Source organism: Streptomyces sp. NPDC003720 (genome assembly GCF_042875075.1).
Classification (GTDB): domain Bacteria; phylum Actinomycetota; class Actinomycetes; order Streptomycetales; family Streptomycetaceae; genus Streptomyces.
In genome coordinates this window covers 1-24,981 of record NZ_JBIANZ010000001.1, presented here as the reverse complement: position 1 = coordinate 24,981, position 24,981 = coordinate 1, and the positions used below count along the sequence as shown (strand labels likewise).

Here is a 24,981-nt window from a genome sequence, read left to right as displayed (position 1 = left end):
CGGCGGCTACTGCTCTTCCTTGGCCGTCTTGGTGATGGACTGGGCCACCTGCTCGGGCGACTTGGACCCGGCTATGAGCGCGGCCACGCTGTCGTTGACCTCCTGCCCGACGGCGGGCGCGTAGGCCTGGTCGAGGTAGAGCTGGAAGCCGGTGGCGGCCTTCAACTGAGCCTGAACGGCCTTGAGGTTGGGGTCGGTGAGCACGTCCTCGGCGGCCGGGACGACCGGCAGCACCCCGGTCTTCTTGACCAGTTCGCGGTCGGTGGTCTCGCTCGCGAAGAACTTGAGGAAGTCCACGGCGGCCTGCGGGGCGCCCTTGCGCAGCGCGTGCGCGCCGCCGCCGCCGAACACCTCGGTGATCTTCCCCTTGCCGCCCTCGACCTCGGGGAACGGGAAGAATCCGAGATTGGCGCCGAGCCCCTTGCCCGCGTCGGCCTCCACGACCGGGGCCCACTGCCCCATGAGTTCCATCGCGGCCTTGCCGTTGCCGACGGTGGCCGCCTGGCCGGTGGGGGTGGAGTAGGCGGCTCCGAGGAAACCCTTCTGGAACGGCTGCAGGGCCACCAGTTCCTTCAGGTGCCGTCCCGCGTCGACGAAGTCGGCGCCGGTGAAGTCCTTGCCGTCCCCCGCCTTCTGCAGCGCACCGGCGCCGGCGGTGCGCATCGACAGGTAGGCCCAGTAGTACATCCCGGGCCACTTCTCCTTGCCCGCGAGGGCGATCGGGGTGACGCCGGCGGACTTCAGGCTCCGCACCGCGTCGAGGAAGCCGCTCCAGGTGGTGGGAGCCGTGGTGATCCCGGCCTTCTTGAAGAGCGCCTTGTTGTACCAGAACCCGATCATGCCGATGTCGAACGGGACGCCGTACACCTTGTCGTCCAGCAGGTACGGCTGCTTGGCGACCGGAAGCAGCCCGTCGGCCCAGGGCTTGGTGCGGTCGGTGAGATCCTCGACCAGCCCGGCGTCGACCTGCTGCCGCAGCACACCGCCGCCCCAGGTGTGGAAGATGTCCGGCAGCTTCCCGGAGGCGGTCAGCGCGGTCATCTTCGACTTGTAGGCGTCGTTCTCGAGCTGGACGATCTTCACCTTGACCTTCGGGTTCTGGGCCTCGAACTTCTTGGCGAGACCGGCCCAGACGGTCTTGGTCGGCTCGGTGGTCGAGATGTTCCACCACTCGATCGTGGTCGTCCCCGAGGACGACCCTCCGTCCGAGTCGCCGCCGCAGCCGCTGAGTGCGGTCACCCCGAGGCCGGCGGCTACGGAGGCCGCCAGGAAGCCGCGGCGGGACAGTGCGGGGTCGCCCATCATGCGCTCCTTCGAAACTTTCGGAAGTGCTTCGGAGAGGTTCCAGACGCGAAAAGCAGGGCCCGCCGCAGGCGCTCATGACGCTCGGCACACTCCGGCGGGTCGAAACATTCGATCAGATTCCCGAACGTTCCGATCCGCGACTCTAGAAAGGCGCGTGAAGAGCGTCAAGGTGTTGCGCATCAGCCGACGGACTCGTACGAGAACCAGTCGAAGGCCGCCCGCCCCTCGGTGACGTACATCCCGAGGACACGGCCGGTGAACCCGCCGGCCACTTCGGTCGCCAGGTAACGGCCGTCGAGCGTGGCCGGCCGGACGACCCCTTCGGAAGTTTCGACGGAGAAGGCGAGGGTGTCGGGGCCGCTGAGGGGCGGCGGGTTCCTGGTCGCCCGGATGTCGACGGCCAGGGTGACCGGGCCCGCCGGCACCGGGTGCGAGGCGACGCACTGCCGCACCGGGCCGATCCGCGCGATCACGGACGCCGCTCCCCCGGCCACCTCGAGGTCGTAGTGATGGGCCTCGTCCAGCCGGACGGACAGCCCGGCCCGCGCCGACGGCCCGGCGTCCAGCCGGACCGCGGCCCGGCAGTCGTGGTGCTGCTGGCGGCGGCCGACGAACGTGTGCCCGGGCAGGTCGGTGCTGTCACCGGTGGCCGCGAGCGTCAGCCACCCCGGCCGCTCGGTCAGCGACCAGCAGCCCGCCGGCCGGCGGCGCGGCGAGATCCAGTGCGGCGCCAGCTCCGTGCCGGTGAAGTCGTCCCGTGCCGGGGGCGGTTGGAAGGGCGCCCAGGCGGCCGGCGCCGGGTGCCGCTCCCGCACCGGTCCGAGCCGGGGCCAGCCGTCCGCCCACTCCACGGGCACGAGGAAGGTCTCCCGGCCGAGCACGTGGAACTCGGGGAAGTAGCCGCGCGGCCGCGTGCCCAGCAGCACCATCCACCAGCCGCCGTCGGCCGCCCGGACCAGGTCTCCGTGGCCGGTGCACTGGACCGGCAGCCCGGTGCCGCGATGGGACAGCAGCGGATTGCCGGGGGCCGGCTCCCAGGGGCCGCGCGGGGAGCGGGCGCGGGCGGCCGAGATCCCGTGGCCGAGCGCGGTGCCGCCCTCGGCGATCAGCAGGTACCACCAGTCGCCGACCCGGTACAGGTGCGGCGCCTCCGGGTCCCTCAGGCCGGTGCCGGACCACGTCGGCAGCGGTCCCTCCAGCACTTCTCCGGTGCGGGGATCGATCCGCGCGGCCGTCACACCGGCCATGGCGCACCAGCAGTCGCCGTTCTCGTCCCACGCGAGGTCGGGGTCGATGCCGGGGAGATCGATCCACACGGGGTCCGACCAGGGCCCTTCCGGGCGCTCGGCGGTGACGAGGAAGGTGCCCCCGGCGCCGACGGCGGTGGTGACGACGTGGAAGATCCCGTCGTGATGCCGGACGGTGGGCGCGTAGACGCCGCCGGAGGCGGGCACGTCGTCGGGCAGCGCCAACTGCCCGGGCCGGTCGAGCACGTTGCCGATCTGACGCCAGTGCACCAGATCCCGGCTGTGGAACAGCGGTATCCCGGGGAAGTACTCGAAACTCGAGCACACCAGGTAGTAGTCGTCTCCCACCCGGCAGACGCTCGGGTCCGGGTGGAAGCCGGGGATGACCGGGTTGCCGTACGTCCGCATGTCCGCCTCACAGAGTCACGGGATGCCCGACGTCACCGGGTGAGCGACGCCGAAAGTTTCGAACTCGCCGCCGAATCTTACTGAGAGACGCGTTCCCCAGGGCCCGTACGGCTGGTCCGGTCTCGCACTCGGGAGTGGGATGGAAGGTAGGCCCTGCACGCGGACACGGCCGGAAGCCGGAGCCCGCGGCGAACCGTGAGGAGCGGTGGAATCATGTCCGGTTACGACACCTCGGCGGCCCGGGTGGTGGTCGGTGTGAGCGGCTCCCTGGGCAGCGTCACGGCCCTGCGCCGGGCGACCGCGCTGGCCCGCGGGCTCCGCGCCGAGCTATGGCCGGTGCTCGCATGGGAACCGCCCGGGGGCGACGCCACCGCGCGCCGCTCCCCCGCCGCGGCCCTACTGGTGGAGGAGTGGCAGCGGCTGGCCAAGCAGCGGCTGGCCTCGGTCCTCGGCGAGATCTACGGCGAGGAGGGACCGGGGGTGGTGATGCACGCGGGCATCGTGCGCGGCGCCCCGGGATGGGCACTGGTGGCGACCGCCGACCGCGAGAGCGACCTGCTGGTCGTGGGCGCCGGCCGACGGGGCCTGCAGCGGGCCTTCTCCGGGCACGTGTGCCGGTACTGCCTCACCCACGCCTGCTGCCCGGTGCTGGCCGTGCCTCCGTCGCCGCTCGAGTCGGACCTGGTGGCCGTCCACCGGCGCAACGCGTGGCACCGGCGCATGGACACCAGGGACCTGTGAGAGCGCGTCACCTCGCACGGACCGCCCGGCCCGGGCCGCCTCGCACTGCGGCTGCGGATCCCGTGGCGCGGGCGCAGCATGGAGGAGTCGTACGAGATGACGCTCGGTGCCCGCCCCCTCAGGGGCGCGGCCGCCCCGCCCGCTACCGCCTCCTGCCCCTCCATCGGCCTCCGGCCTCCGCTTCTTGATGCTTCGCCCCCTTTGCCGGGCCAGTCTTAACGCAAGATTGACGCCCCCCGACCCTCGATCCAGGGGCCACGGCGTCACTCTCTGCTTACGCTGGTGCCGCCGTCCGCGTGATGGCCGGAAACCACTGAGCCACACACCTGGAGCACGCCGATGGTCACGACCGAGCACCCTCCTCCCGGTCGCCTGCGCGCCTGGATGCTGGAGGGGCTGTCCGACATGGGCAAGCACGGCGGCCATACCGGGCCGCACGCCGTGCCGGAGGCTCCGCACCGGGGCCAGCGCTGGTGGCGGGTGATGTGCCTGACCGGTGTCGACTACTTCTCCACCCTCGGCTACCAGCCGGGCATCGCCGCCCTCGCGGCCGGCCTGCTGTCACCGATCGCGACGATCGTCCTGGTGATCGTGACCTTGGCCGGCGCCCTGCCGGTCTACCGCCGGGTGGCCGAGGAGAGCCCGCACGGCGAGGGTTCCATCGCCATGCTGGAACGGCTGCTGTCGTTCTGGAAGGGCAAGCTGTTCGTACTGACCCTGCTGGGTTTCGCGGCCACCGACTTCCTGATCACCATCACCCTGTCGGCGGCCGACGCCTCCACCCACCTGGTGGAGAACCCGCACCTGAACAGCGTGCTCCAGGGCCACCAGATGGTGATCACGCTGTTCCTGGTCGCGCTGCTCGGCGCGGTGTTCCTGAAGGGCTTCCTGGAGGCCATCGGCGTCGCGGTCGCCCTGGTCGGCATCTACCTCGGGCTCAACCTGGTCGTCGTGTTCGACGGCCTCTGGCACGTCGTCACCGCCGAACACGTGGTGGCCGACTGGAGCAGCGCCCTGACCGCGGAGCACGGCAACGTGTTCGTGATGATCGGCGTCGCCCTGATCGTCTTCCCCAAGCTCGCGCTCGGCCTGTCCGGCTTCGAGACCGGTGTGGCCGTGATGCCGCACGTCCAGGGCGAGCCGGGCGACACCGAGAAACGGCCGGCCGGCCGGATCCGGGACACCAAGAAGCTGCTGACCACCGCGGCCCTGATCATGAGCTGCTTCCTGATCGCCACCAGCTTCATCACCACGCTGCTGATCCCGGAGAACGAGTTCAAGCCCGGCGGGCAGGCCAACGGCCGCGCCCTGGCCTACCTCGCGCACGAGTACCTGGGCGGGGCCTTCGGCACGATCTACGACATCTCGACGATCGCGATCCTGTGGTTCGCGGGCGCGTCGGCGATGGCCGGCCTGCTCAACCTGATGCCGCGCTACCTGCCCCGGTACGGCATGGCCCCGCACTGGGCCAGGGCGGTGCGCCCGATGGTCATCGTCTTCACCCTGGTCGCCTTCCTGGTCACCTGGATCTTCGACGCCAACGTGGACAAGCAGGGCGGCGCCTACGCCACGGGCGTGCTGGTGCTGATCAGCTCCGCGGCGATCGCGGTGACGATCGCCGCGCGCCGGGCCGGGCAGCACCGCTGGAGCATCGCCTTCGCGGTCATCTCGGTGGTGTTCCTCTACACGACCGTCGTGAACGTCATCGAGCGCCCGGACGGCGTGAAGATCGGCGCCTGCTTCATCGCCGGCATCATCCTCGTGTCCTTCCTGTCCCGGCTGGCCCGCGCCTTCGAGCTGCGGGTGACCAGCGTGGTCATGGACCCGATGGCGGAGCGCTTCGTCCGGGACATGGCCAGCCGCAAGATGCGGTTCATCGCGAACCAGCCCAACGGGCGGGACAAGGCCGAGTACCGGGACAAGGTCGAGCAGATCCGGGCCGACAACGACATGCCGGAGCAGGAGGACTTCGTCTTCGTCGAGGTGACCGTCACCGACCCGTCCGAGTTCGAGGCGGGCCTGACGGTGCGCGGCGAGGTCCTGCACAACCGCTACCGCGTGCTGACCGTGGAGTCCTCCTCCATCCCCAACGCCCTCGCCGCGCTCCTGCTGCACATACGCGACGTGACCGGCTGCACCCCGCACATCTACTTCGAGTGGACCGAGGGCAACCCGTTCGCGAACTTCCTGCGGTTCTTCCTCTTCGGACAGGGCGAGGTCGCCCCGGTCACCCGTGAGGTCCTGCGCGAGGCGGAACCGGACCGCACCCGCCGCCCGCGCGTGCACACCGGCTGAGCGGCCCGTCCGACGCCGGTCCGCCCGGCGGCGTCACCGGGGAGTCCTCACCCGCGAAACGACCAACCCGATGTCCGGGGTTCCCGGCCGATGGCCCTATCGTGACCGGCATGCAGTCCTACACCATCGGCCAGGCGGCGCGGCTGCTCGGCGTGAGCCCGGACACCGCCCGCCGCTGGGCGGACGCCGGCCGGGTGGCGACCCATCGCGACGAGGCCGGGCGGCGGCTCATCGACGGCAAGGACCTCGCCGCGTTCTCGGTCGAACTGGCCGGGTCCCAGGGCGGCGAGGAGGACGCGCCCTACACCTCCGTGCGCAACGCCTTCCCCGGCATCGTCACCGCCATCAAGCTCGGCGACGTCGCCGCCCAGGTGGAGATCCAGGCGGGCCCGCACCGGCTGGTGTCGCTGCTGACCCGTGAGGCGGTGGAAGAGCTGGGCCTGGAGGTCGGCGTGGAGGCCACCGCGCGCGTGAAGTCCACCAACGTGCACATCGACCGGGTCTGACCGGTTCCCCCGCGAAAGACCGGCCCCTCGCCTCACCCGGTGTGCGCACGACCCGCCGGGGGCCGCCCCGGCACGCCGAAGCCGTATCCCCCGTCGACCCGGATCGCCGTGATCCCGCTGACGTGCCGGGCCCCGCAGCGGTCCTGCGGCAGCACCAGCTGCGGGCCGGCCGCGTCCAGCGGTGCGCCGTCGACGGCGACGGCCAGCAGCGCGGCGGCGCCCGCGAAGTCGGGGTCGATCTCCGCCCAGGACAGCACGGCGTGGTGCCCGTCCTTGCCGGCGACGGCGATCAGGAAGCGCAGCCGGTCCTTGCGCCGGGCCGGGTCGAACGACGGACCGGCGTCGGCCAGGACGTCGTAGAGGCGCGGGCCGCTGAACCTGTGGTGCTGGACGCCGCTGGTGGCGCACTCGAAGCTGACCGCCACCCGGTGCTGCGGCCGGCCGAGCAGATCCGGCACGGTCAGCCTGGTGGGGCGCGTCAGATCGCCGGTCAGGGCGAGTTCGGCGAGCTTCACCTGCGACCGCCTCCCGGCAGGACCGTACCCGGCCGCCACCCCCGTACAAACGCACATGCCAGCCCATCAGCGAAACCGTCTCGCTCATGCGATGAGACAGCAGACTTACACCTTGCAGATGCGGCAGTATCATCGGCGCATGGCCGGCACCCGGTCGTGGCAGGGCGCGACAGCTCGTCCGAGGACTCGAGGAGTAGATCCGTGATGACCCGTTCCGTGCGCCGGACCCGGCGGATGCTGCAGCTGGCCGGTGCGGGAGCCCTGATATCGCTCAGCGCCTGCTCCTCTTCCTCCGGCGACTCACCGGCCGGCGCTTCGGACGCCTCGGGCTCCGCGTCCCCGAAGCTGTCCGGCTCGGTCACCGTGTTCGCCGCGGCCTCCCTGAAGGAGAGCTTCACGACCCTGGGCAAGCAGTTCGAGAAGCAGCACCCCGGCACCAGGGTCAGCTTCAACTTCGGCGGCAGCGACACGCTCGCCGCGAGCATCACCAGCGGAGCTCCGGCCGATGTGTTCGCCGCCGCCAGCCCCAAGACCATGGCGATCGTGACGGACAGGAAGGACGCGGTGGGCGCTCCCGCGACCTTCGTCCGCAACCAGCTCGAGATCGCCACACTGCCCGGTAACCCCGGCAAGGTGTCCTCCCTGAAGGACCTCACCGAATCCGGCCTCAAGGTCGTGCTGTGCGACAAGACGGTGCCGTGCGGCGCCGCCGCCCAGAAGGCCCTCGACGCCAGCCGGCTCGAGCTCACTCCCGTCTCCTACGAACAGGACGTCAAGAGCGCCCTGACCAAGGTGGAGCTGAAGGAAGCCGACGCCGCCGTGGTCTACAAGACCGATGTGAAGGCGGCGGGTGACAAGGTGGAGGGCGTGGAGTTCCCCGAGTCGGCCAAGGCCGTGAACGACTATCCGATCGCCCTGCTGAAGAACGCGGGCAACGCGCCGGCGGCCAAGGCGTTCATCGCGCTGGTGCGGTCCGCCGAGGGCCGCCGGGTCCTGGGCGAGGCCGGGTTCCTCGAGCCGTGACGTCACCCGGAAAGCCCGGCACCGCGGCCGGCCCCCGCACGGGCGGGCCGCGGGGCCGACGCGCGCGCGGCGTGCCGCTTCCCCTGCTGGTGCCCGGTGTCGTGGCCCTGGCGTTCCTGCTGCTGCCCCTTCTCGCGCTGCTCGTCCGCGCCCCCTGGCGCAGCCTGCCCGATCAGCTGACCAGCGCCGAAGTGTGGCAGGCCCTGCAGCTGTCCCTGGTCACCGCCACGGCGGCGACCGGCGTCAGTCTCGTGCTGGGGGTGCCGCTGGCCTGGCTGCTGGCGCGCACCGACTTTCCCGGCCGCCGTCTCGTACGGGCCCTGGTCACCCTGCCCCTGGTCCTGCCCCCGGTGGTGGGCGGCGTGGCCCTGCTGCTCGCCCTCGGCCGCAACGGGGTGGTCGGCAAGTGGCTGGACGCGTGGTTCGGGATCACCCTGCCCTTCACCACCGCCGGGGTGGTGATCGCGGAGGCCTTCGTCGCGATGCCGTTCCTGGTCATCAGCGTCGAGGGCACCCTGCGCGCCGCCGACCCGCGCTACGAGGAGGCGGCGACCACGCTCGGCGCCTCGCGGTTCACCGCCTTCCGCCGGGTCACCCTGCCGCTGATCGCGCCCGGTGTCGCCGCGGGCGCGGTGCTGGCGTGGGCGCGCGCGCTCGGCGAGTTCGGGGCGACGATCACCTTCGCCGGCAACTTCCCCGGCCGTACGCAGACCATGCCGCTGGCCGTCTACCTCGCCCTGGAGAACGACCCGGAGGCGGCGATCTCGCTGAGCCTGGTCCTGCTGGCCGTGTCGATCGCGGTGCTGGCGGGCCTGCGCGACCGGTGGCTGACGGGGACGTGAGGGCACGATGGGCAGGGAGTCCAGGGTGAGAAGGGAAGGCGAGATGGACACGGACGGCGAGGTGTGGACCGAAGCCGGTCCCGCGCGGGTGCCGACCGGGGCGCGGGCCCCCCTGCCCGCTGCCGGAACCGGCCCGGAGGCTCCCGGCGGGCAGGGGCTCGACGCCCGGCTGGTCGTGGACCGGGAGGGCTTCCGGCTCGACGTCGCGCTGACCGCGGCCCCCGGCGACGTCATCGCCCTGCTCGGCCCGAACGGCGCCGGCAAGACCACCGCCCTGCGCGCCCTCGCCGGACTGCTCCCGCTCACCGGCGGCCACCTGCGGCTGGACGGCACCTCACTGGAGCGCACCCCGCCGGAGTCCCGCCCGGTCGGCGTCGTATTCCAGGACTACCTGCTCTTCCCGCACCTGTCCGCCCTGGACAACGTGGCGTTCGGGCCGCGCTGCCAGGGCGTCGGCAAGGCCGAGGCACGCGCGCAGGCGGCCGCCTGGCTGGACCGCATGGGACTCGCCGGGCACGCCGGGGCCAAGCCCCGCCGCCTGTCCGGCGGCCAGGCCCAGCGCGTCGCGCTCGCCCGCGCCCTGGCCACCCGGCCGAGGCTGCTGCTCCTGGACGAACCGCTCGCCGCGCTGGACGCCCGCACCCGCCTGGACGTCCGGGCCCAGCTCCGTCGCCACCTCGCCGAGTTCGAGGCCGTCGCCGTGCTGGTCACGCACGACCCGCTGGACGCCATGGTGCTCGCGGACCGGCTGGTCGTCGTCGAGCACGGACACGTCGTGCAGCAGGGCACCCCCGGCGAGATCGCCCGCCGGCCGCGCACCGACTACATCGCCCGGCTGGTCGGCCTCAACCTCTACCGCGGGCAGGCCGGCGGGCACGCGGTACGGCTGGACGCGGGCCCCTCGGTGACCACCACGGAGGACCTGTCCGGCCCCGTCTTCGTGGCCTTCCCGCCGGCCGCCGTCACGCTCTTCAGGGACCGGCCCTCGGGCGCCAGCGCCCGCAACCTGTGGGCCTGCGAGGTCGCGGGCCTGGAGACCCACGGCGACCAGATCCGCGCCGACCTCACCGGCGAGCTCCCCCTCGCCGCCGATCTCACCACCGTCGCCGCCGCCGAGCTGGACCTGCACCCGGGTGCGTCGGTCTGGGCGACGGTGAAGGCGACGCAGACCCACGCATACCCGGCCTGACCGGGCGGGCGCTCTACGGTGGGTGCTCATGACTCTGAGCATCCGCAACCAGCTCCCCGGCACTGTGACCGAGGTCCGTCCTGGCGAGGTCATGGCCATCGTCAAGGTGCGGCTCGACGGCGGCCAGGAGCTGACAGCCGCCATCACCCGGGACGCCGCCGAGCAACTCGCCCTCGCCCCCGGCACCGCCGTCCGCGCCCTGGTGAAGTCGACCGAGGTCTCCCTGGCCACCGGCAGGATCGAGGGCCTGTCGATCCGCAACCAGCTCCCCGGCGCGCTCACCCGCCTCACCAGGGGCGAGGTCATGGCCTCCGCGAAGGTCGCCGTCGCGGGCGGCGAGCTGACGGCGGTGATCACCAGGGACGCGGCCGAGGACCTCGGCCTCTTCGTGGGCTCCGACGTGGTCGCCCTGATCAAGGCGACCGAGGTGTCGCTGGCCACGGCCTGAGGGCGCGTGGAAACGCGGGAGCCCCGCCCGGTCCACGGGCGGGGCTCACACGTACGGCTCGCTCAGTCCTCGTACGCGTCCAGCGGCGGGCAGGAGCACACCAGGTTGCGGTCACCGAAGGCCTGGTCGATGCGGCGCACCGGCGGCCAGTACTTGTCCGCCACCGAGACACCCCCCGGGAAGACGGCCTCCTCGCGGCTGTAGGCGTGGTCCCAGTCCGCGCCGAGCGCCCGCGCGGTGTGCGGGGCGTTGCGCAGCGGGTTGTCCTCCGCCGGCCAGGCTCCGGAGCCGACCTTCTCGATCTCCGCGCGGATGGCGATCATCGCGTCGCAGAACCGGTCCAGCTCCGCCAGGTCCTCGGACTCGGTCGGCTCGATCATCAGCGTGCCGGCCACCGGGAAGGACATGGTCGGCGCGTGGAAGCCGTAGTCGATGAGCCGCTTGGCGACGTCGTCCACGCTCACGCCGGTCGCCTTGGTCAGCGGGCGCAGGTCGATGATGCACTCGTGCGCGACCAGGCCGCCAGGGCCGTTGTAGAGCACCGGGTAGTGCGGCTCGAGGCGCTTGGCGACGTAGTTGGCGGAGAGCACGGCGACCTGGGTGGCGCGCTTGAGCCCCTCGCCGCCCATCAGGCGGACGTACGCCCACGAGATCGGCAGGATGCCCGCGCTGCCCCACGGCGCGGCGGAGACGGGGCCCACACCGGTCTCGGGGCCGGCCGCCGGCTGCAGCGGGTGGTTCGGCAGGTACGGCGCCAGGTGCGAGCGGACCGCCACCGGGCCGACGCCGGGGCCGCCGCCGCCGTGCGGGATGCAGAACGTCTTGTGCAGGTTCAGGTGCGAGACGTCGCCGCCGAAGTGCCCCGGCTTGGCGAGGCCGACCAGCGCGTTGAGGTTGGCGCCGTCGACGTACACCTGGCCGCCCGCGTCGTGGACCTGGGCGCAGATGTCGGCGACGTGCTCCTCGAACACACCGTGCGTCGACGGGTAGGTGATCATCAGCACGGCCAGCTCGTCGCGGTGCTGCTCGATCTTCGCCCGCAGGTCGGCGACGTCGATCTCGCCGTCCTCGGCGGTCTTGACGACGACGACCTTCATGCCGGCCATCACGGCGCTGGCCGCGTTGGTGCCGTGCGCGGAGGAGGGGATCAGGCAGACGGTGCGCTGCTCGTCGCCGTTGGCGCGGTGGTAGCCGCGCACGGCCAGCAGACCGGCCAGCTCGCCCTGCGATCCGGCGTTCGGCTGCAGCGAGACCTTGTCGTAGCCGGTGACCTCGGCGAGCCGGTCCTCCAGCTCGCGGATGAGCGTCAGGTAGCCCTCGGCCTGCTCGGCGGGCGCGAAGGGGTGCAGCTGCCCGAACTCGGGCCAGGTGACCGGCTCCATCTCGGTGGTCGCGTTGAGCTTCATGGTGCAGGAGCCCAGCGGGATCATGCCGCGGTCGAGCGCGTAGTCACGGTCGGCGAGCCGGCGCAGGTAGCGCAGCATCGCGGTCTCGGAGCGGTGCTCGTGGAAGACCGGGTGGGTGAGGTAGTCGTCGGTGCGCAGCAGGGCCTCGGGCAGGGCCTCGCCGGCCGCCGCGTCCAGCGCCTCGATGTCTCCGTCCACGCCGAAGGCCGCGAAGACGGCCTCCACCTGGGCCCGGTTGGTGGTCTCGTCGCAGGCCAGGGAGACCAGGTCGGCGTCGACGAGACGCAGGTTGACGCCGCCCGCCCGGGCCGCGTCCACGACCTCGGCGGCCCTGCCGGGCACGCGCGCGGTGAGAGTGTCGAAGTAGGCGCCGTGCACGATCTCGACGCCGCCGGCCTTCAGGCCCTCGGCGAGGATCGTGGCGTAGCGGTGGGTGCGGCGGGCGATGGTGCGCAGCCCCTCGGGGCCGTGGTAGACGGCGTACATGCCGGCCATCACGGCGAGCAGCACCTGGGCGGTGCAGATGTTGCTGGTGGCCTTCTCACGGCGGATGTGCTGCTCACGGGTCTGCAGCGCCAGGCGGTACGCCTTGTGCCCGTCGGCGTCGACGGACACGCCGACGAGACGGCCGGGCAGGCTGCGCGCGAACTTCTCGTGCACCGCCATGTAGCCGGCGTGCGGCCCGCCGAAGCCCATCGGCACGCCGAAGCGCTGGGTGGTGCCGATGGCGATGTCGGCGCCCAGCTCGCCCGGCGAGGTCAGCAGGGTGAGCGCGAGCAGGTCGGCCGCGACGGTGACGAGGGCGCCCAGCCCGTGCGCCTGGTCGATGACCGGCTTGATGTCGCGGACGGCGCCGGAGGCGCCCGGGTACTGGAGCAGCACACCGTTGATCTCGCGCTCGGCGATCTCCGCCGGGATGCCGCCGGAGAGGTCGGCGACGACGACCTCGACGCCGGTCGGCTCGGCGCGCGTCTCGATCACGGCGACGGTCTGCGGCAGGACGTCCGCGTCGATCAGGAACAGGCCCTTCTTGTTCCTGCCCATGCGCCGGGAGAGCGCCATGGCCTCGGCGGCGGCCGTGCCCTCGTCCAGCAGGGACGCGCCGGACGTCGGCAGCCCGGTGAGCTCGGCGACCATGGTCTGGAAGTTCAGCAGAGCCTCGAGCCGGCCCTGGGAGATCTCCGGCTGGTACGGCGTGTAGGCCGTGTACCAGGCGGGGTTCTCCATGACGTTGCGCAGGACGACCGGCGGGGTGAAGGTGCCGTAGTAGCCGAGACCGATCATCGAGCCGAGGACCTGGTTGCGGTCGGCGAGCGAGCGCAGCTCGGCGAGGACCTCGGCCTCGGTGCGGGCGCCCGGCAGGTCCAGGGCGTCGGCGTTCTTGATCACGTCCGGGACCGCGGCGGCGGTCAGCTCGTCGAGCGAGCCGTAGCCGACGTGCGCGAGCATCTTGGCCCGCGCCTCCTGGTCGGGCCCGATGTGGCGCTGCTCGAAGGGGATGCCCGCTTCGAGCTCGGAGAGCGGGGTGCGATGGGCGGTCATTGCGGAGGCCTCCTGGTCTGACACGACCTTCGAGGGGCACCCCGGTACGGATACCCCGACGGCCTCCCCCTCTGTCATCTCGACCTGAGAGCTTCACCGGCGGCCCGAAGGCGCCGGCTTTCACCGTCGGTGAGGGCGGACGCCGTCGACATCCGCCCTGCTTTCCAGAGTGACCTCGTCCGTGCGGTACGTGGGCCTGAGAGATTCCGGGGAGGATTTGCTCCTTCGGCGCCTCCGAGGTGGTCGGAGGACTCTCCCGCACGGGGTCAGCAGCCGCTGTCAGCCTACCAGCGAGGTCAACGCCCGGGCCTTCGAGTGGCCGCCTCCCTGATTGTGCTCTTTCGTAGTGCTTACGGATGAGTTGCGACCACGTGGAGGGAGAGGGACCGTGCAGACCGACATCGATCCGCGCAACCTGATCGGCCGCAAGGCGTTCGACCGCACCGGCACCAAGATCGGCACCATCGACGAGGTGTACCTCGACGACGCCACCGGCGTGCCGGAGTGGGCCGCCATACGCACCGGTCTGTTCTCCCGGGACGCCTTCGTCCCCCTGGAGCCCAGCGAGATCATCGAGGGCGCCCTGCGGGTCCCCTTCGACCGCGCGCTCATCAAGGACGCACCCGACTTCGGCGTGGGCCGCCACCTCTCCCCCGAACAGGAACTCCAGCTCTACCACCACTACGGCCTGGACGTGGCTGCGCCCTCCCCGCTCGCGGACCACGACTTCGGCAAGCTGGCGGGCACGGAGGAGCCCTGACCCCGCGCCGTCGGCCACCGCGCGGGGGAAGGCGGAGCACCCCACCACGGTGGCGCCGGCACCCGGTCGGCCCTGCAACCCGCTACGGATCGGCGTCGACAGCGCGCGAAAGGCTCGGCGGCCCCATGTCCGGCACCCCGGGCGACGGCTCCGGGGCCGACACCAGCGGCAGCGGATCCGCCGGCTCCAGCGCGGGATCCCCGATGCCGAACGTCCGCACCCGCCCCGGCCCCGACTGGGGCGTCTCGAAGCGCACGGTCACCCGGCCGAGGCCACTGCCCTGCACCCAGCCGTGGCCCAGCTCGGCGTGCCGCACGTCCTGCCCGGCGCGCCACTGCCGCTCGCCGGGCTCCGGCCGCTCCGGCACGGGCTCGGTCACGGCCTCCTCCGGCGACCGCGCCTCCCCGGACGGCTGCGCCGCCTGGGCGAACAGGTCCTCCTGGGTGTAGTCGGCGAGCCCGGTGACGCCGACCCCCAGCAGCCGCACGCCGCCCGTGGTGTCCACGGAGTCCAGCAGCCGCTCGGCCGCCTCCCGGATCACGGCGGGGTCGTCCGTGGGCCCTCGGAGCGTCTCCGACCGGGTCAGCGTCGAGAAGTCGTACCGGCGGACCTTCAGCACGATGGTCCGCCCCGACAGCCCGGCACCGCGCAGCCGGCCCACGCACCGGTCGGCGAGCCGCCGCACCTCGAGACCGACCCTCATCCGGTCGTGGATGTCCACGTCGTAGGTGTCCTCGACCGACACCGACTTGGCCTCCCGCTCGGCGACCACGGGCCGGTCGTCGCGCGCCAGCGCCATCGCGTACAGCGCGTGCCCGTGCGCCTTGCCGAGGAGCCGTACGAGTTCGTCCTCGCCGGCCTCGGCCAGCTCCTCGACCGTGGTGATCCCGGCCCGCCGCAGGTGGTCCCCCGTCGCCGGTCCCACCCCGGGCAGGGTCCGCACCGACATCGGCCCGAGCAGCGCCCGCTCGGTGCCGGGTTCGACGAGGACGAGTCCGTCGGGCTTGGCCTCCTCCGAGGCGATCTTCGCGAGCATCTTGGAGGCGGCCAGCCCCACCGAACCGGTGAGCCCGGTGACCGCCCGTATGTCGCAGCGCAGCTTCGTCCCCACCCGGCGCGCCGAGTCCGCGTCCCAGGCCGCCTCCCGGGCCTCGAGGTCGACGAACGCCTCGTCCAGGCTCAGCGGCTCCACCAGCGGCGACAGCTCCCGCAGCAGCGCCATCACCTGCTCGCTCACGGACCGGTACAGATTGAAGCGGGGCACCAGGTACGCGGCGTTCGGCGCCAGCCGGCGCGCCTGGGCCATCGGCATCGCCGAGTGCACCCCGAACACCCGCGCCTCGTACGAGGCGGTGGCCACCACCCCGCGCGGTCCCAGCCCGCCCACGACCACGGCCTTGCCCCGCAGGCTCGGCTTGGACGCCTGCTCCACGGAGGCGTAGAAGGCATCCATGTCGAGATGCAGGATCGTGGGCGCGTTTCTCACACCTCCGATGCTGCACCACACCACTGACAACGCGGGCGCACGGCCCGCGCGGTGCGGCGCGGATCAGCGGGGCGCGGTCAGACGGCCCGGTTGCGGCGCCGCGCCAGCTCGTCGGCCGGGTTGTGACCGACCAGGGTCTCCCCCGTGTCGACACGCTCACCGTGCAGCTGGGAGAGCGCGCTCTCCACGTCCCGCCAGACCACGCCGACGGCGATCCCGAACACGCCCTGGCCGCCCTGGAGCAGGGCGTGCACCTCGTCCGGCGAGGTGCACTCGTAGACGGTGGCGCCGTCGCTCATGAGGGTCATGCGCTCCAGGTCCTGGAACCCGCGCTCCCGGAGGTGCTGCACGGCCGTGCGGATGTTCTGCAGCGAGACCCCGGTGTCGAGGAACCGCTTCACGATCTTGAGGACGACCACGTCCCGGAAGCTGTAGAGGCGCTGCGTGCCCGAACCGTACGCGGGCCGCACGCTCGGCTCGACCAGTCCGGTGCGGGCCCAGTAGTCCAGTTGCCGGTATGTGATGCCGGCGGCCGCACATGCCGTGGGACCCCGGTAGCCGATCTCCTCGGACGCCATGGACGCCACCCCTCCGCCGTCCGGCACCGCCGTCGGCCGCTGTGGGGCGTGGTCGACCGCGCCGCCGGGATATGCGTACTGCCCACTGGAACGCGGCTGGGAACTCGGGGGAGAGTACGGACCGCTCTCCCCGAAACCGCGTCCGGGGGCACCCCCAGCCGTACCGTCGCCGCTCGTTCTCACGCCGACCTCCGTCCTTGAACTGCCCTCTCGACGGTAGGCAGTCACCAGGGGTGCGTCAACGATCGCCACACTCGCCACGCCGGGTGATAATCACCCTAAGAGTGGTTTCTCGTGCCCCACCGCGGGGAAAGGCTAGCCGAATGCTCTCGCGGAAGACCGCGTGACGCTCTGGATGGCCGGTGGCAATTGCCACGACACTGCACGACCCACCCGCGGGCCACCGCCCCGGGGCTCAGAGCCGCTAGCGGGGCCCGGAACCGCTCGCGCCTCACTGGCTGCTGGTGCCGAAGTCCTCGGGCGAGATCTGGTCGAGGAACTCGCGGAACTTCTCCACCTCGTCCTCCTGCTCGTCCGGGATCGCGATGCCGGCGTCGTCCAGCACCGTGTCGCTGCCGTAGATCGGCGTCCCGGTGCGCAGGGCCAGCGCTATGGCGTCGGAGGGACGGGCGCTCACCTCGACCCCGCTGGCGAAGACCAGCTCCGCGTAGAAGACGCCCTCACGCAGATCCGTGATGCGCACTTCGGTCAGCTCCTGGCCGACGGCCTCCAGCACGTCCTTGAACAGGTCGTGGGTCAGCGGCCGCGCGGGGGCCATGCCCTGCTGGGCGAAGGCGATCGCCGTGGCCTCCCCCGGCCCGATCCAGATGGGGAGGTAACGGTCGCCCCCCACTTCGCGCAGGAGCACGATCGGTTGGTTGGAGGGCATTTCGACCCGGACACCTACGACATCGAGCTCGTTCACACAGCAACCCTAGGCCGTGCTCGGGACCTTTGGGTAGTCGGGCCGGGAACAGGTGCCCGATCCGGCCGCCCGGGACGCCCCGCCGTTCAAAGCAGCCGCACTCCGAGAGCACTCTGCACCAGCGCCGCGTGCAGCCGTGTCGTGAGCGCCGCCAGCTCCTTCGCGCGGGCCTCGGCGTGAGCCCTGGTCTGCGGGTTGCGGTGGCGTTTCAGCGGGGCCACCACCTGGTCCACCAGGCCCGCCTCCCGGTCGGCCGCTGCCTTCATCACCCGCAGATGGCGCGGCTCGATCCCGAACCGCCCCAGCTCGGCCACGAGCGAGGCCACGGTGACGGCCGCCGCGTCGTACACCCCGTCCTCCAGTGGAGCGATCAGCCCGTAGGACTGCCACTCCGCGAGGTCGTCCTCGCCGATGCCGGCCGCCGCGAGCAGCTCGGCCCGCCCGACACGGGCCACCGTGGGCCGCTCGGACGGCTCCGGCGGGTCGTCCCCGGTGCGCTGGCGCCCCACCACGGGCAGCTGCACGGCCTCGCCGCGCTCCATGGCGTCCAGGTGCTCACGGATCACCCTGAGCGGCAGATAGTGGTCCCGCTGCATCCGCAGGACGTGCGCGAGGCGCTCGACGTCCCCGGGACCGAACTTGCGGTACCCCGACGGCGTCCGCCGCGGCTCGACGAGCCCCTCGGCCTCCAGGAAGCGGATCTTGGAGATGGTGACGTCGGGGAACTCGCCACGCAGCGCGTTCAGCACCGCGCCGATGCTCATCAGCCCGTCCGTGGCGGCGGTACCGCTTCGGGCACCGCCGCTCGGTGTGTGCAGCATGGACCTTCCCTGGGTTCCCCCGGACGGAAGTCCAGGGGTCAGATGCCCTGCCGGCTCGCGTAGAAGACCAGCCGGTACTTGCCGATCTGCACCTCGTCGCCGTTCGACAGAGGCACCTGGTCGATCCGCTCACGGTTGACGTACGTGCCGTTCAGGCTGCCCACGTCGGCGACCGTGAACGAGCCGTCCGGGGAGCGCCGGAACTCCACGTGCCGGCGGGAGACCGTGACGTCGTCCAGGAAGATGTCGCTCTGCGGGTGCCGGCCGGCCGTGGTCAGGTCGCTGTCCAGCAGGAAGCGGCTGCCCGAGTTCGGCCCCCGGCGCACCACCAGCAGCGCCGAGCCCAGCGGCAGCGCGTCGACCGCGGCCTGCGCCTCGGGCGAGAGCATCGGCACCTGCGTCTGCCCGGTCACTTCGGCGTCGTAGGCCTCGATGCCGGAGATGGAGATCGTGGACGTGGTCTCCGAGGGACGCTCCGGCGCCACACCGGGCCGCAGCGGCGCACCGCAGTTGGAGCAGAAGCGGGCGTTCTCCGCGTTGCGGTTACCGCACCTCGTACACACCAGGACGGACATGGACGGATCCTCCTGCCGCGGTTGCCCCGCGGGGGCGTTGGGCGCATAGGGGTCGGAGGCAAACCCTCCACCCGCACTTGAGGGTGACGGTTGCCCGAAACCTATGCCGCCGGACTGGGCAGGGTCAACAGACGCCGCGCCCTGGCCTCCGGAAATGTCACCGCCCGGACCAGCGACCTGGTCGCGGAACAGCGGGCGCTGGCCCTCTGCGTCAGGCTGGGCACGATGACGAGCGGTCGCGTTGTCGCCGCCCTCTCGCGCGCTCTTGCCGAACAACTTCGCAAACAACTTCACGGGCGATTCCCCTTGACCGAAACAGACCCGCCCGTGGGGCAGGACGAACCCTGATTGCCTACACCGGTCGACCCGGACATCCTCACAACGTCCGTATCCACCAGACAGTTTCCACCACGCGCCACTTCTTCGGTGCGCCGACCCCCCGCAACCTCATGCCCCTGCCGGACGCCCCCCATGCACCACCGGTTCACTGGGAGGACGACCGAGCGTAGTCAGGCTGCTTCACCTGTCGCAAGGCGTCCACGACGATCTTGTCCGACCGCTCGACGGTCACCGTGGCCTGCTCCTTCTCCAGAGTCTGCACCACGCCTCCCGGAATGTTCAGAGCCGGTTCGAGATCCTGCGACTTGCCGATGACCTGGAAACGATACGGTGCGTTGATCTTGTTCCCATCGACGCTCACGCTCTTGCCGGAGTCCGTGAAGTAGGTGCTCGCGATCACGCGCACGCCGTTCACCTGGATCGCCTCCGCGCCGGCCGCGCGCAGCTCCTGGATCGCGTCGAGCAGCATGTCCGCCTTGACCGTCCCCTTCGGGTCCTCGATCGTCATGGTGATGCCGGGACCCTGCGCCGCCACGGTGCCCGCCAGAATGCCGAGTTGCTTCTCCTTCTCGGCCGTCTGCCGGCGCGCCTCGGCCGCCTGGTCGGAACTGCTCTGCAGCTCCTGACGCTGCTTGTCGAGTCCCTGCTTCTCGTCCTCAAGACGCTGAGTACGGTCGTCCAGTTCATCGAGGATGCGAACGAGGTCTTCCTGACGTGCCCCGCGCAGCGCGCTGTCGCTGTCGCTGTTCGACGCCACCTGCACGGCCAGACCGAAGCCGAGGCCGAACAGCAGCACGGCGACGATGAGTTGGGCCCGGGTGAGGCGCGGCGGCCACACCCCCTTGATCAGCCGCTGGCGGCCGGTGAGCGGGGGTTCGGCGCTCCCGGCTCCCTCGGCGGGCGTCCTCGGCCCGTCGGGCGTCCGCTCCGGGCCCACGGGGGCCCGCTCCGGACCGGTCGGCGTGCGCTCCGGCCGGGCGGCCGGGGCAGGGACCTCGTCGGGCAGTTCCTTGCGCAGCCTGTTCTCCGGCTGCTCGTCCTGGTTGCTCATCGCTCTCAAGCCCGGAAGACGTGTCGCCGGATCGCCGCGGCGTTGGAGAAGATGCGGATGCCGAGGACGACCACGACACCGGTGGACAACTGCGCGCCGACGCCCAGCTTGTCGCCCAGGAAGACGATCAGCGCGGCCACCACCACGTTGGACAGGAACGACACCACGAAGACCTTGTCGTCGAAGATGCCGTCGAGCATGGCCCGCAGACCGCCGAACACCGCGTCGAGCGCGGCCACGACGGCGATCGGCAGATAAGGCTCGACGACCGCCGGAACCTCCGGCCGGACCAACAGGCCGGCCACGACTCCCACGATGAGGCCCAGTACGGCGATCACGATGTGCCCTTCTCAGTCTTATCGGCGTTCGGCTGTGCTGTGCGTACGGTCACACTCGGTGCGGCGGGCAGGCGGACGTCCCCCTCGGTGGAGATGGTGGCCCGGATGCCGAAGTTCTCCTCCAGGGCGTGCAGATACAGCCCGTCGGCGCTGTCCTGGAACCTGGTGCTCAGCTTCTGCCCGTCCCCCACCGCCAGCACCGTGTACGGCGGCACCAGCGGCCTGTTGTCGACCAGTATCGCGTCACCGGCGGCGCGGATCGCGGACAGGGCCGTCAGCCGCTGGCCGTTGATGGAGACGGCCTCGGCCCCGGAGGCCCACAGCCCGTTCACCACCCGCTGCATGTCGCGGTCGCGCACCCGGCCGGTGTCGGAGAAGCCGGAGGTCTCGCGCGGATTGGAGCCGTCGCCGCCGGCGCTGGCCTCCTTGGCGTCGTTCACCACCAGCCTGACGCCGGGGCCGTGCACCGCGGTCGCGCCCGACAGCACACCCATAAGATCGGCCTCGGAGCCCCCGCCGCTGCGTCGCAATGCCGCCCGCCGGCGCGTGTCGACGTCGTCGCGCAGTTTGTCGACGTCGCTCTCGAGCCGGTCCGCGTCCGCGGTCTCCTTGTCGATGCGGTCGATGAGCTCCTGGCGCTCCTTGGCCACCACGGGGGCCGCGATCCTCGCCTGCGCCGCTCCGACGGTGACCACCAGCGCGGCGAGGACCAGGCCCGCCGCCAGGCCCAGCTTCGCGCGGAGCGTCTTCGGCAGCCCGCCGGCCTCACCCTGCGCCTCCCGCCGGGCGGCCGCCTCCGCGTAGCCGTCGTCGAGGCTGTGGTCCATGACGTTGGTGATCAGCGACATGGACGCGTCCGGGCGCGACGGCCGCGGAGGGCTGCTCCGAACGGGGGATTGCTGCGGCATGCCGCACATCGTCGCATGTCGCGAGCAGTACCTCCGAACGGCCCCACCGGCGTGCCGGACAGGCCCCCTCGGGGACACCTGTCCGGCACGCGCGCGTGCGGTGGCTTTCGCCGTCCGGAGCCGCCGGTCCTACCGCCCGGCGCTGTCCACCACGGCCGCCCACTCGTCCAGCAGGGCCTGCGCCGAGGCGTCGTCCGGCCCCTCGGCCCACAGGTGGGTGACGGCCTCGGCCGGGTCGGGCAGCACCATCACCCAGCGCCCGTCGGTCTCCACGACCCGCACACCGTCGGTCGTGTCGACGGACCGGTCCCCGGCCGCCTCGACGACCCGCCGCATGACGAGGCCCTTGACGGCCCACGGCGTCGCCAGGTCCCGCTTGAGGACGTGCGCCCGCGGGATCCGCGCGTCGATCTGGCTCAGCGTGAGCTGCGTACGGGCCACCAGCCCGATCAGCCGTACGAAGGCGGCCGTGCCGTCGTAGACGCTGCTGAACTCGGGGACGATGAACCCGCCCTTGCCGTCACCACCGAAGATGGTGCCCTCTTCGCCTCCCACGCGCGTGAGGTCGTCCGGAGAGGTGGTGGTCCACTCGACCTGGGTGCCGTGGTAGGCGGCCACCTGCTCGGCGATCCTGGTCGTGGTCACCGGCAGCGCCACCCGGCCGCTGCGGCGTTCCGCGGCGACCAGGTCCAGCATGACGAGCAGCGCCCGGTCGTCCTCGATGATCCGCCCCTTCTCGTCCACGAGCGACAGCCGCTCGCCGACGGGGTCGAACCGCACACCGAACGCGGCCCCGGAGGACGCCACGATCTCACCGAGACGCACCAGGCCCTTGCGCCGCATCTCCTCGGTCTCCGTCGGACGGGACTCGTCGAGACCGGGATTGATCGTCAGCGAGTCCACGCCGAGCTTGCCGAGGAGGCTGGGCAGCACGAGACCGGCGCTGCCGTTGGACGCGTCCACGACGACCTTGAGGCCCGATTCCGCTATCCCGGTGATGTCGACGTTCCTCAGCAGCGACCCGGTGTACGAGTCGAAGACGCTGGCCGGGAAGTACAGGTCGCCGATCTCGCCGGGGAACGCCCGGCGGTACTCCTGCCTCGCGAACACGCGGTCCAGCTTGCGCTGGCCGCCCTGCGACAGGTCCGCGCCCTGTCCGTCGAAGAACATGATGTCGACGGAGTCCGGCACACCCGGCGAGGTCCGGATCATGATGCCGCCGGCGCTGCCGCGCGCGGTCTGCTGCCGGGCCACGGGCAGCGGGACGTTCTCCAGGTCCCGTACGTCGATGGCGCTGGCCTGGAGCGCGGAGATCACCGCTCGCTTGAGTGCGCGGGCGCCTCGGGAGTGGTCACGGGCCGTGGTGACCGTGGCCCCCTTCTTCAGGGTGGTCGCGTAGGCGCCGGCGAGCCGTACGGCCAGCTCGGGGGTGATCTCGACGTTGAGAATGCCCGAGACACCGCGGGCCCCGAACAGGTTGGCCTGCCCCCTGGACTCCCAGATCACCGAGGTGTTGACGAAGGCGCCGGCCTCGACGGTCTTGAACGGGTAGACCCGCACATTGCCCTGGACGATCGATTCTTCACCGATCAGGCACTCGTCGCCGATGACCGCGCCGTCCTCGATCCGGGCGGCTCGCATGATGTCGGTGTTCTTGCCGACGACACAACCGCGCAGATTGCTGTGCTGGCCGATGTACACGTTGTCGTGCACGACGGCCCGGTGCAGGAAGGCGCCGCTCTTCACGACGACGTTGGAACCGACGACCGTGTGCTCGCGGATCTCGGCGCCGGCCTCCACCTTGGCGTAGTCGCCGATGTAGAGCGGGCCGCGGAGCACCGCGTCGGGATGCACCTCGGCGCCCTCGGCCACCCAGACGCCCGGGGAGATCTCGAACCCGTCGATGTCGACGTTGACCTTGCCCTCGAGGACGTCGGCCTGCGCCTTGACGTAGCTCTCGTGGGTGCCGACGTCCTCCCAGTAGCCCTCGGCGACATAGCCGTAGATCGGCTTGCCTTCCTTCATGAGCTGCGGGAAGACGTCGCCGGACCAGTCGACGGAGACGTCGGCCTCGACGTAGTCGAAGACCTCGGGCTCCATGACGTAGATGCCTGTGTTCACCGTGTCGGAGAAGACCTGGCCCCAGGTCGGCTTCTCGAGGAAACGCTCGACCTTGCCTTCCTCGTCGACGATGGTGATGCCGAACTCCAGTGGATTGGGCACCCGGGTCAGGCAAACGGTGACCAGTGCGCCCTTCTCCTTGTGGAAATTGATCAGGTCCGTGAGGTCGAAGTCCGTCAGGGCGTCACCGGAGATGACGAGGAAGGCGTCGTCCTTCAACGCCTCTTCCGCGTTCTTGACGCTTCCGGCGGTACCGAGCGGCTTCTCCTCGTTGGCATAGGTGAGCTCCATTCCGAGCTCTTCGCCGTCGCCGAAGTAGTTCTTGACGAGCGACGCCAGGAACTGCACGGTGACAACGGTCTCGTTGAGCCCATGCCTTTTGAGCAGCCTCAGCACATGCTCCATGATCGGGCGGTTGGCCACAGGCAGGAGCGGCTTGGGCATGCTGGAGGTCATAGGGCGAAGGCGAGTGCCTTCGCCACCGGCCATCACGACGGCCTTCATGTCGGAAGCGTCCTCCTAAAGAGACGACGGTCTAGCCGACTTCACCCGTCCAGATTGTCCCGCACTTCAGGGCGGCGGGCCATCGGACCACTTTGTCCGGACAAGAGACGGGGCTCAATCGGCCGTGGCGTCCGCGCGGACGAGGCGGCGGACTTGTACCACGTAGAGCACTCCTGCCCACCAATAGAGGGTTGTACCCCAACCCGCGAACGCCCATCCGAAAACTGCGGCCAGTGACGCGATCCATCCGTTTCCGTCGCTGAGCAGCAGGAGCGGGAACGCGTACATCAGGTTGAAGGTGGCGGCCTTCCCCAGGAAGTTCACCTGGGGCGGCGGATAGCCGTGCCGCCGCAGGATGCCCACCATCACCAGCAGGACGAGCTCTCGTGCGAGCAGCAGGGCGGTGAGCCACAGCGGCAGGATCTCCCGCCAGGTGAGGCCCAGAAGCGTCGAGAGGACGTACAGGCGGTCGGCCGCGGGGTCGAGCAGCCGGCCGAGGTTGCTGATCTGGTTCCAGCGCCTGGCGAGCTTTCCGTCCAGGTAGTCGCTGATGCCGCTCAGTGCCAGCACAAGAAGGGCCCAGCCGTCGCTCTTGGGGCCGCCGAACTCGGGCCTGAGGATGAGCCACAGGAAGAGCGGTACGCCGGCGAGCCGAGCCATGCTGAGGATGTTGGGGATGGTGAGCACCCGGTCCGTCTGGACACGGGTCTCCTGGACCTCCACCCGGGGGCCTCCTGTGCTGTAAGGAGCGAAACGATGCTCCCCGACCCTACCCCAACGCAAAAAAGCTCCGGCTCCTGGGCAGTGCCCAAGAGCCGGAGCTGTAAAAGGAGTTCGGCGGCGTCCTACTCTCCCACAGGGTCCCCCCTGCAGTACCATCGGCGCTGTGAGGCTTAGCTTCCGGGTTCGGAATGTAACCGGGCGTTTCCCTCACGCTATGACCACCGAAACACTATGAAACTGACAACCGAACCACGTGTGGCAACGTGGGGCTGTTCGTGGTTTCAGAACCAACACAGTGGACGCGAGCAACTGAGGACAAGCCCTCGGCCTATTAGTACCGGTCACCTCCACCAGTTACCTGGCTTCCAGATCCGGCCTATCAACC

General features: G+C 71.1%; 21 protein-coding genes, 1 rRNA gene, 1 pseudogene and 1 riboswitch. Of the genes and pseudogenes, 8 read left to right on the top strand and 15 right to left on the bottom strand.

Going from position 1 to position 24,981, the window contains the following annotated elements; all coding sequences use genetic code 11:
• Window positions 1-6 precede the first annotated feature (6 nt).
• Together ACFYU0_RS00115 and ACFYU0_RS00110 are read right to left on the bottom strand one after the other, a co-directional pair.
• Window positions 7-1,302, bottom strand: a complete 1,296-nt coding sequence (locus ACFYU0_RS00115; protein WP_351668825.1) for an extracellular solute-binding protein — start codon at window positions 1,300-1,302, stop codon at window positions 7-9.
• 182 nt (window positions 1,303-1,484) lie between these two features.
• Window positions 1,485-2,960 (bottom strand): glycoside hydrolase family 43 protein, encoded by a 1,476-nt coding sequence (locus ACFYU0_RS00110; RefSeq protein WP_389296682.1) that lies wholly within the window; start codon window positions 2,958-2,960, stop codon window positions 1,485-1,487.
• Window positions 2,961-3,173: 213 nt separating this feature from the next.
• On the opposite strand from ACFYU0_RS00110, the gene ACFYU0_RS00105 reads away from it, so the two are divergent.
• From ACFYU0_RS00105 to ACFYU0_RS00095, 3 genes are all read left to right on the top strand, one after another.
• Window positions 3,174-3,701, top strand: a complete 528-nt coding sequence (locus ACFYU0_RS00105) for a universal stress protein (RefSeq protein WP_351668829.1) — start codon at window positions 3,174-3,176, stop codon at window positions 3,699-3,701.
• A 339-nt stretch (window positions 3,702-4,040) separates the two neighbouring features.
• Complete coding sequence (locus ACFYU0_RS00100; protein ID WP_389296680.1) at window positions 4,041-5,996, top strand: amino acid transporter; 1,956 nt, start codon at window positions 4,041-4,043, stop codon at window positions 5,994-5,996.
• Between the two features lie 110 nt (window positions 5,997-6,106).
• The gene (locus tag ACFYU0_RS00095; protein ID WP_351668833.1) at window positions 6,107-6,502 is read left to right on the top strand and encodes a helix-turn-helix transcriptional regulator; all 396 of its coding nucleotides are present in this window, start codon (window positions 6,107-6,109) and stop codon (window positions 6,500-6,502) included.
• 32 nt (window positions 6,503-6,534) lie between these two features.
• On the opposite strand, the gene ACFYU0_RS00090 is transcribed toward ACFYU0_RS00095, so the two are convergent.
• On the bottom strand, window positions 6,535-7,074 hold the full coding sequence (locus ACFYU0_RS00090; protein WP_389296678.1) for a molybdopterin-dependent oxidoreductase: 540 nt from the start codon (window positions 7,072-7,074) through the stop codon (window positions 6,535-6,537).
• A gap of 147 nt (window positions 7,075-7,221) precedes the next feature.
• On the opposite strand from ACFYU0_RS00090, the gene modA reads away from it, so the two are divergent.
• From modA to ACFYU0_RS00070, 4 genes are read left to right on the top strand one after another with little or no spacing between them, the layout of a single operon-like run.
• Window positions 7,222-8,040, top strand: a complete 819-nt coding sequence (modA, locus tag ACFYU0_RS00085; RefSeq protein WP_389296676.1) for a molybdate ABC transporter substrate-binding protein — start codon at window positions 7,222-7,224, stop codon at window positions 8,038-8,040.
• Window positions 8,037-8,882 carry an ABC transporter permease gene (locus ACFYU0_RS00080; protein ID WP_389296674.1) on the top strand — a complete coding sequence of 282 codons (846 nt, stop codon included), beginning with the start codon at window positions 8,037-8,039 and terminating at the stop codon, window positions 8,880-8,882. The genes modA and ACFYU0_RS00080 overlap by 4 nt, the downstream gene beginning before the upstream one ends.
• Before the next feature lie 43 nt (window positions 8,883-8,925).
• Window positions 8,926-10,071 carry an ABC transporter ATP-binding protein gene (locus tag ACFYU0_RS00075; RefSeq protein ID WP_389297931.1) on the top strand — a complete coding sequence of 382 codons (1,146 nt, stop codon included), beginning with the start codon at window positions 8,926-8,928 and terminating at the stop codon, window positions 10,069-10,071.
• A gap of 28 nt (window positions 10,072-10,099) precedes the next feature.
• Window positions 10,100-10,519: a TOBE domain-containing protein gene (locus ACFYU0_RS00070; RefSeq protein WP_351668843.1), complete on the top strand. Its 420-nt coding sequence runs from the start codon at window positions 10,100-10,102 to the stop codon at window positions 10,517-10,519.
• 62 nt (window positions 10,520-10,581) lie between these two features.
• Here ACFYU0_RS00070 and gcvP read toward each other — a convergent pair whose 3' ends face one another.
• Window positions 10,582-13,467: an aminomethyl-transferring glycine dehydrogenase gene (gene gcvP, locus ACFYU0_RS00065; RefSeq protein WP_389296672.1), complete on the bottom strand. Its 2,886-nt coding sequence runs from the start codon at window positions 13,465-13,467 to the stop codon at window positions 10,582-10,584.
• A gap of 174 nt (window positions 13,468-13,641) precedes the next feature.
• A riboswitch (glycine riboswitch) is annotated at window positions 13,642-13,736 on the bottom strand.
• Between the two features lie 119 nt (window positions 13,737-13,855).
• On the opposite strand from gcvP, the gene ACFYU0_RS00060 reads away from it, so the two are divergent.
• On the top strand, window positions 13,856-14,227 hold the full coding sequence (locus ACFYU0_RS00060; protein WP_389296670.1) for a PRC-barrel domain-containing protein: 372 nt from the start codon (window positions 13,856-13,858) through the stop codon (window positions 14,225-14,227).
• Window positions 14,228-14,337: 110 nt separating this feature from the next.
• On the opposite strand, the pseudogene ACFYU0_RS00055 reads toward ACFYU0_RS00060, so the two are convergent.
• From ACFYU0_RS00055 to rrf, 11 genes and pseudogenes are all read right to left on the bottom strand, one after another.
• Window positions 14,338-15,713: pseudogene (locus tag ACFYU0_RS00055) on the bottom strand (DNA polymerase IV); the annotation flags it as partial.
• Window positions 15,714-15,790: 77 nt separating this feature from the next.
• On the bottom strand, window positions 15,791-16,474 hold the full coding sequence (locus ACFYU0_RS00050; RefSeq protein WP_351668851.1) for a MerR family transcriptional regulator: 684 nt from the start codon (window positions 16,472-16,474) through the stop codon (window positions 15,791-15,793).
• A 268-nt stretch (window positions 16,475-16,742) separates the two neighbouring features.
• Window positions 16,743-17,216 carry a bifunctional nuclease family protein gene (locus ACFYU0_RS00045; RefSeq protein ID WP_026253112.1) on the bottom strand — a complete coding sequence of 158 codons (474 nt, stop codon included), beginning with the start codon at window positions 17,214-17,216 and terminating at the stop codon, window positions 16,743-16,745.
• An 86-nt stretch (window positions 17,217-17,302) separates the two neighbouring features.
• A complete protein-coding gene (locus tag ACFYU0_RS00040) occupies window positions 17,303-18,037 on the bottom strand; it encodes a MerR family transcriptional regulator (RefSeq protein WP_389296668.1) in 735 nt (244 codons plus the stop codon).
• A gap of 38 nt (window positions 18,038-18,075) precedes the next feature.
• The gene (locus ACFYU0_RS00035) at window positions 18,076-18,906 is read right to left on the bottom strand and encodes an FHA domain-containing protein (protein WP_351668855.1); all 831 of its coding nucleotides are present in this window, start codon (window positions 18,904-18,906) and stop codon (window positions 18,076-18,078) included.
• Between the two features lie 190 nt (window positions 18,907-19,096).
• Entirely contained in the window at window positions 19,097-20,002 is a 906-nt protein-coding gene (locus tag ACFYU0_RS00030) for a DUF881 domain-containing protein (protein ID WP_351668857.1), read from the bottom strand.
• Between the two features lie 5 nt (window positions 20,003-20,007).
• The gene (locus ACFYU0_RS00025; RefSeq protein WP_006134295.1) at window positions 20,008-20,340 is read right to left on the bottom strand and encodes a small basic family protein; all 333 of its coding nucleotides are present in this window, start codon (window positions 20,338-20,340) and stop codon (window positions 20,008-20,010) included.
• Window positions 20,337-21,257: a DUF881 domain-containing protein gene (locus tag ACFYU0_RS00020; protein ID WP_351668860.1), complete on the bottom strand. Its 921-nt coding sequence runs from the start codon at window positions 21,255-21,257 to the stop codon at window positions 20,337-20,339. The genes ACFYU0_RS00025 and ACFYU0_RS00020 overlap by 4 nt, the downstream gene beginning before the upstream one ends.
• Window positions 21,258-21,377: 120 nt before the next feature.
• A complete protein-coding gene (locus tag ACFYU0_RS00015) occupies window positions 21,378-23,873 on the bottom strand; it encodes a sugar phosphate nucleotidyltransferase (RefSeq protein WP_389296665.1) in 2,496 nt (831 codons plus the stop codon).
• A 114-nt stretch (window positions 23,874-23,987) separates the two neighbouring features.
• Window positions 23,988-24,596, bottom strand: a complete 609-nt coding sequence (locus ACFYU0_RS00010) for a CDP-alcohol phosphatidyltransferase family protein (protein WP_143629363.1) — start codon at window positions 24,594-24,596, stop codon at window positions 23,988-23,990.
• 109 nt (window positions 24,597-24,705) lie between these two features.
• Window positions 24,706-24,822: ribosomal RNA gene (gene rrf / locus ACFYU0_RS00005) — 5S ribosomal RNA — on the bottom strand.
• Window positions 24,823-24,981: the final 159 nt, after the last annotated feature.

What these genes read in the sequence shown, in the direction of transcription:
- ACFYU0_RS00095 (WP_351668833.1), top strand. Translation starts at nt 6,107, where the DNA reads ATGCAGTCCTACACCATCGGCCAGGCGGCGCGGCTGCTCGGCGTGAGC.
- ACFYU0_RS00090 (WP_389296678.1), bottom strand. Translation starts at nt 7,074, where the DNA reads ATGTGCGTTTGTACGGGGGTGGCGGCCGGGTACGGTCCTGCCGGGAGG.
- ACFYU0_RS00070 (WP_351668843.1), top strand. Translation starts at nt 10,100, where the DNA reads ATGACTCTGAGCATCCGCAACCAGCTCCCCGGCACTGTGACCGAGGTC.
- ACFYU0_RS00115 (WP_351668825.1), bottom strand. Translation starts at nt 1,302, where the DNA reads ATGGGCGACCCCGCACTGTCCCGCCGCGGCTTCCTGGCGGCCTCCGTA.
- ACFYU0_RS00100 (WP_389296680.1), top strand. Translation starts at nt 4,041, where the DNA reads ATGGTCACGACCGAGCACCCTCCTCCCGGTCGCCTGCGCGCCTGGATG.
- ACFYU0_RS00020 (WP_351668860.1), bottom strand. Translation starts at nt 21,257, where the DNA reads ATGTGCGGCATGCCGCAGCAATCCCCCGTTCGGAGCAGCCCTCCGCGG.
- ACFYU0_RS00030 (WP_351668857.1), bottom strand. Translation starts at nt 20,002, where the DNA reads ATGAGCAACCAGGACGAGCAGCCGGAGAACAGGCTGCGCAAGGAACTG.
- ACFYU0_RS00075 (WP_389297931.1), top strand. Translation starts at nt 8,926, where the DNA reads ATGGACACGGACGGCGAGGTGTGGACCGAAGCCGGTCCCGCGCGGGTG.
- modA (WP_389296676.1), top strand. Translation starts at nt 7,222, where the DNA reads ATGACCCGTTCCGTGCGCCGGACCCGGCGGATGCTGCAGCTGGCCGGT.
- ACFYU0_RS00110 (WP_389296682.1), bottom strand. Translation starts at nt 2,960, where the DNA reads ATGCGGACGTACGGCAACCCGGTCATCCCCGGCTTCCACCCGGACCCG.
- ACFYU0_RS00040 (WP_389296668.1), bottom strand. Translation starts at nt 18,037, where the DNA reads ATGCTGCACACACCGAGCGGCGGTGCCCGAAGCGGTACCGCCGCCACG.
- gcvP (WP_389296672.1), bottom strand. Translation starts at nt 13,467, where the DNA reads ATGACCGCCCATCGCACCCCGCTCTCCGAGCTCGAAGCGGGCATCCCC.
- ACFYU0_RS00015 (WP_389296665.1), bottom strand. Translation starts at nt 23,873, where the DNA reads ATGAAGGCCGTCGTGATGGCCGGTGGCGAAGGCACTCGCCTTCGCCCT.
- ACFYU0_RS00105 (WP_351668829.1), top strand. Translation starts at nt 3,174, where the DNA reads ATGTCCGGTTACGACACCTCGGCGGCCCGGGTGGTGGTCGGTGTGAGC.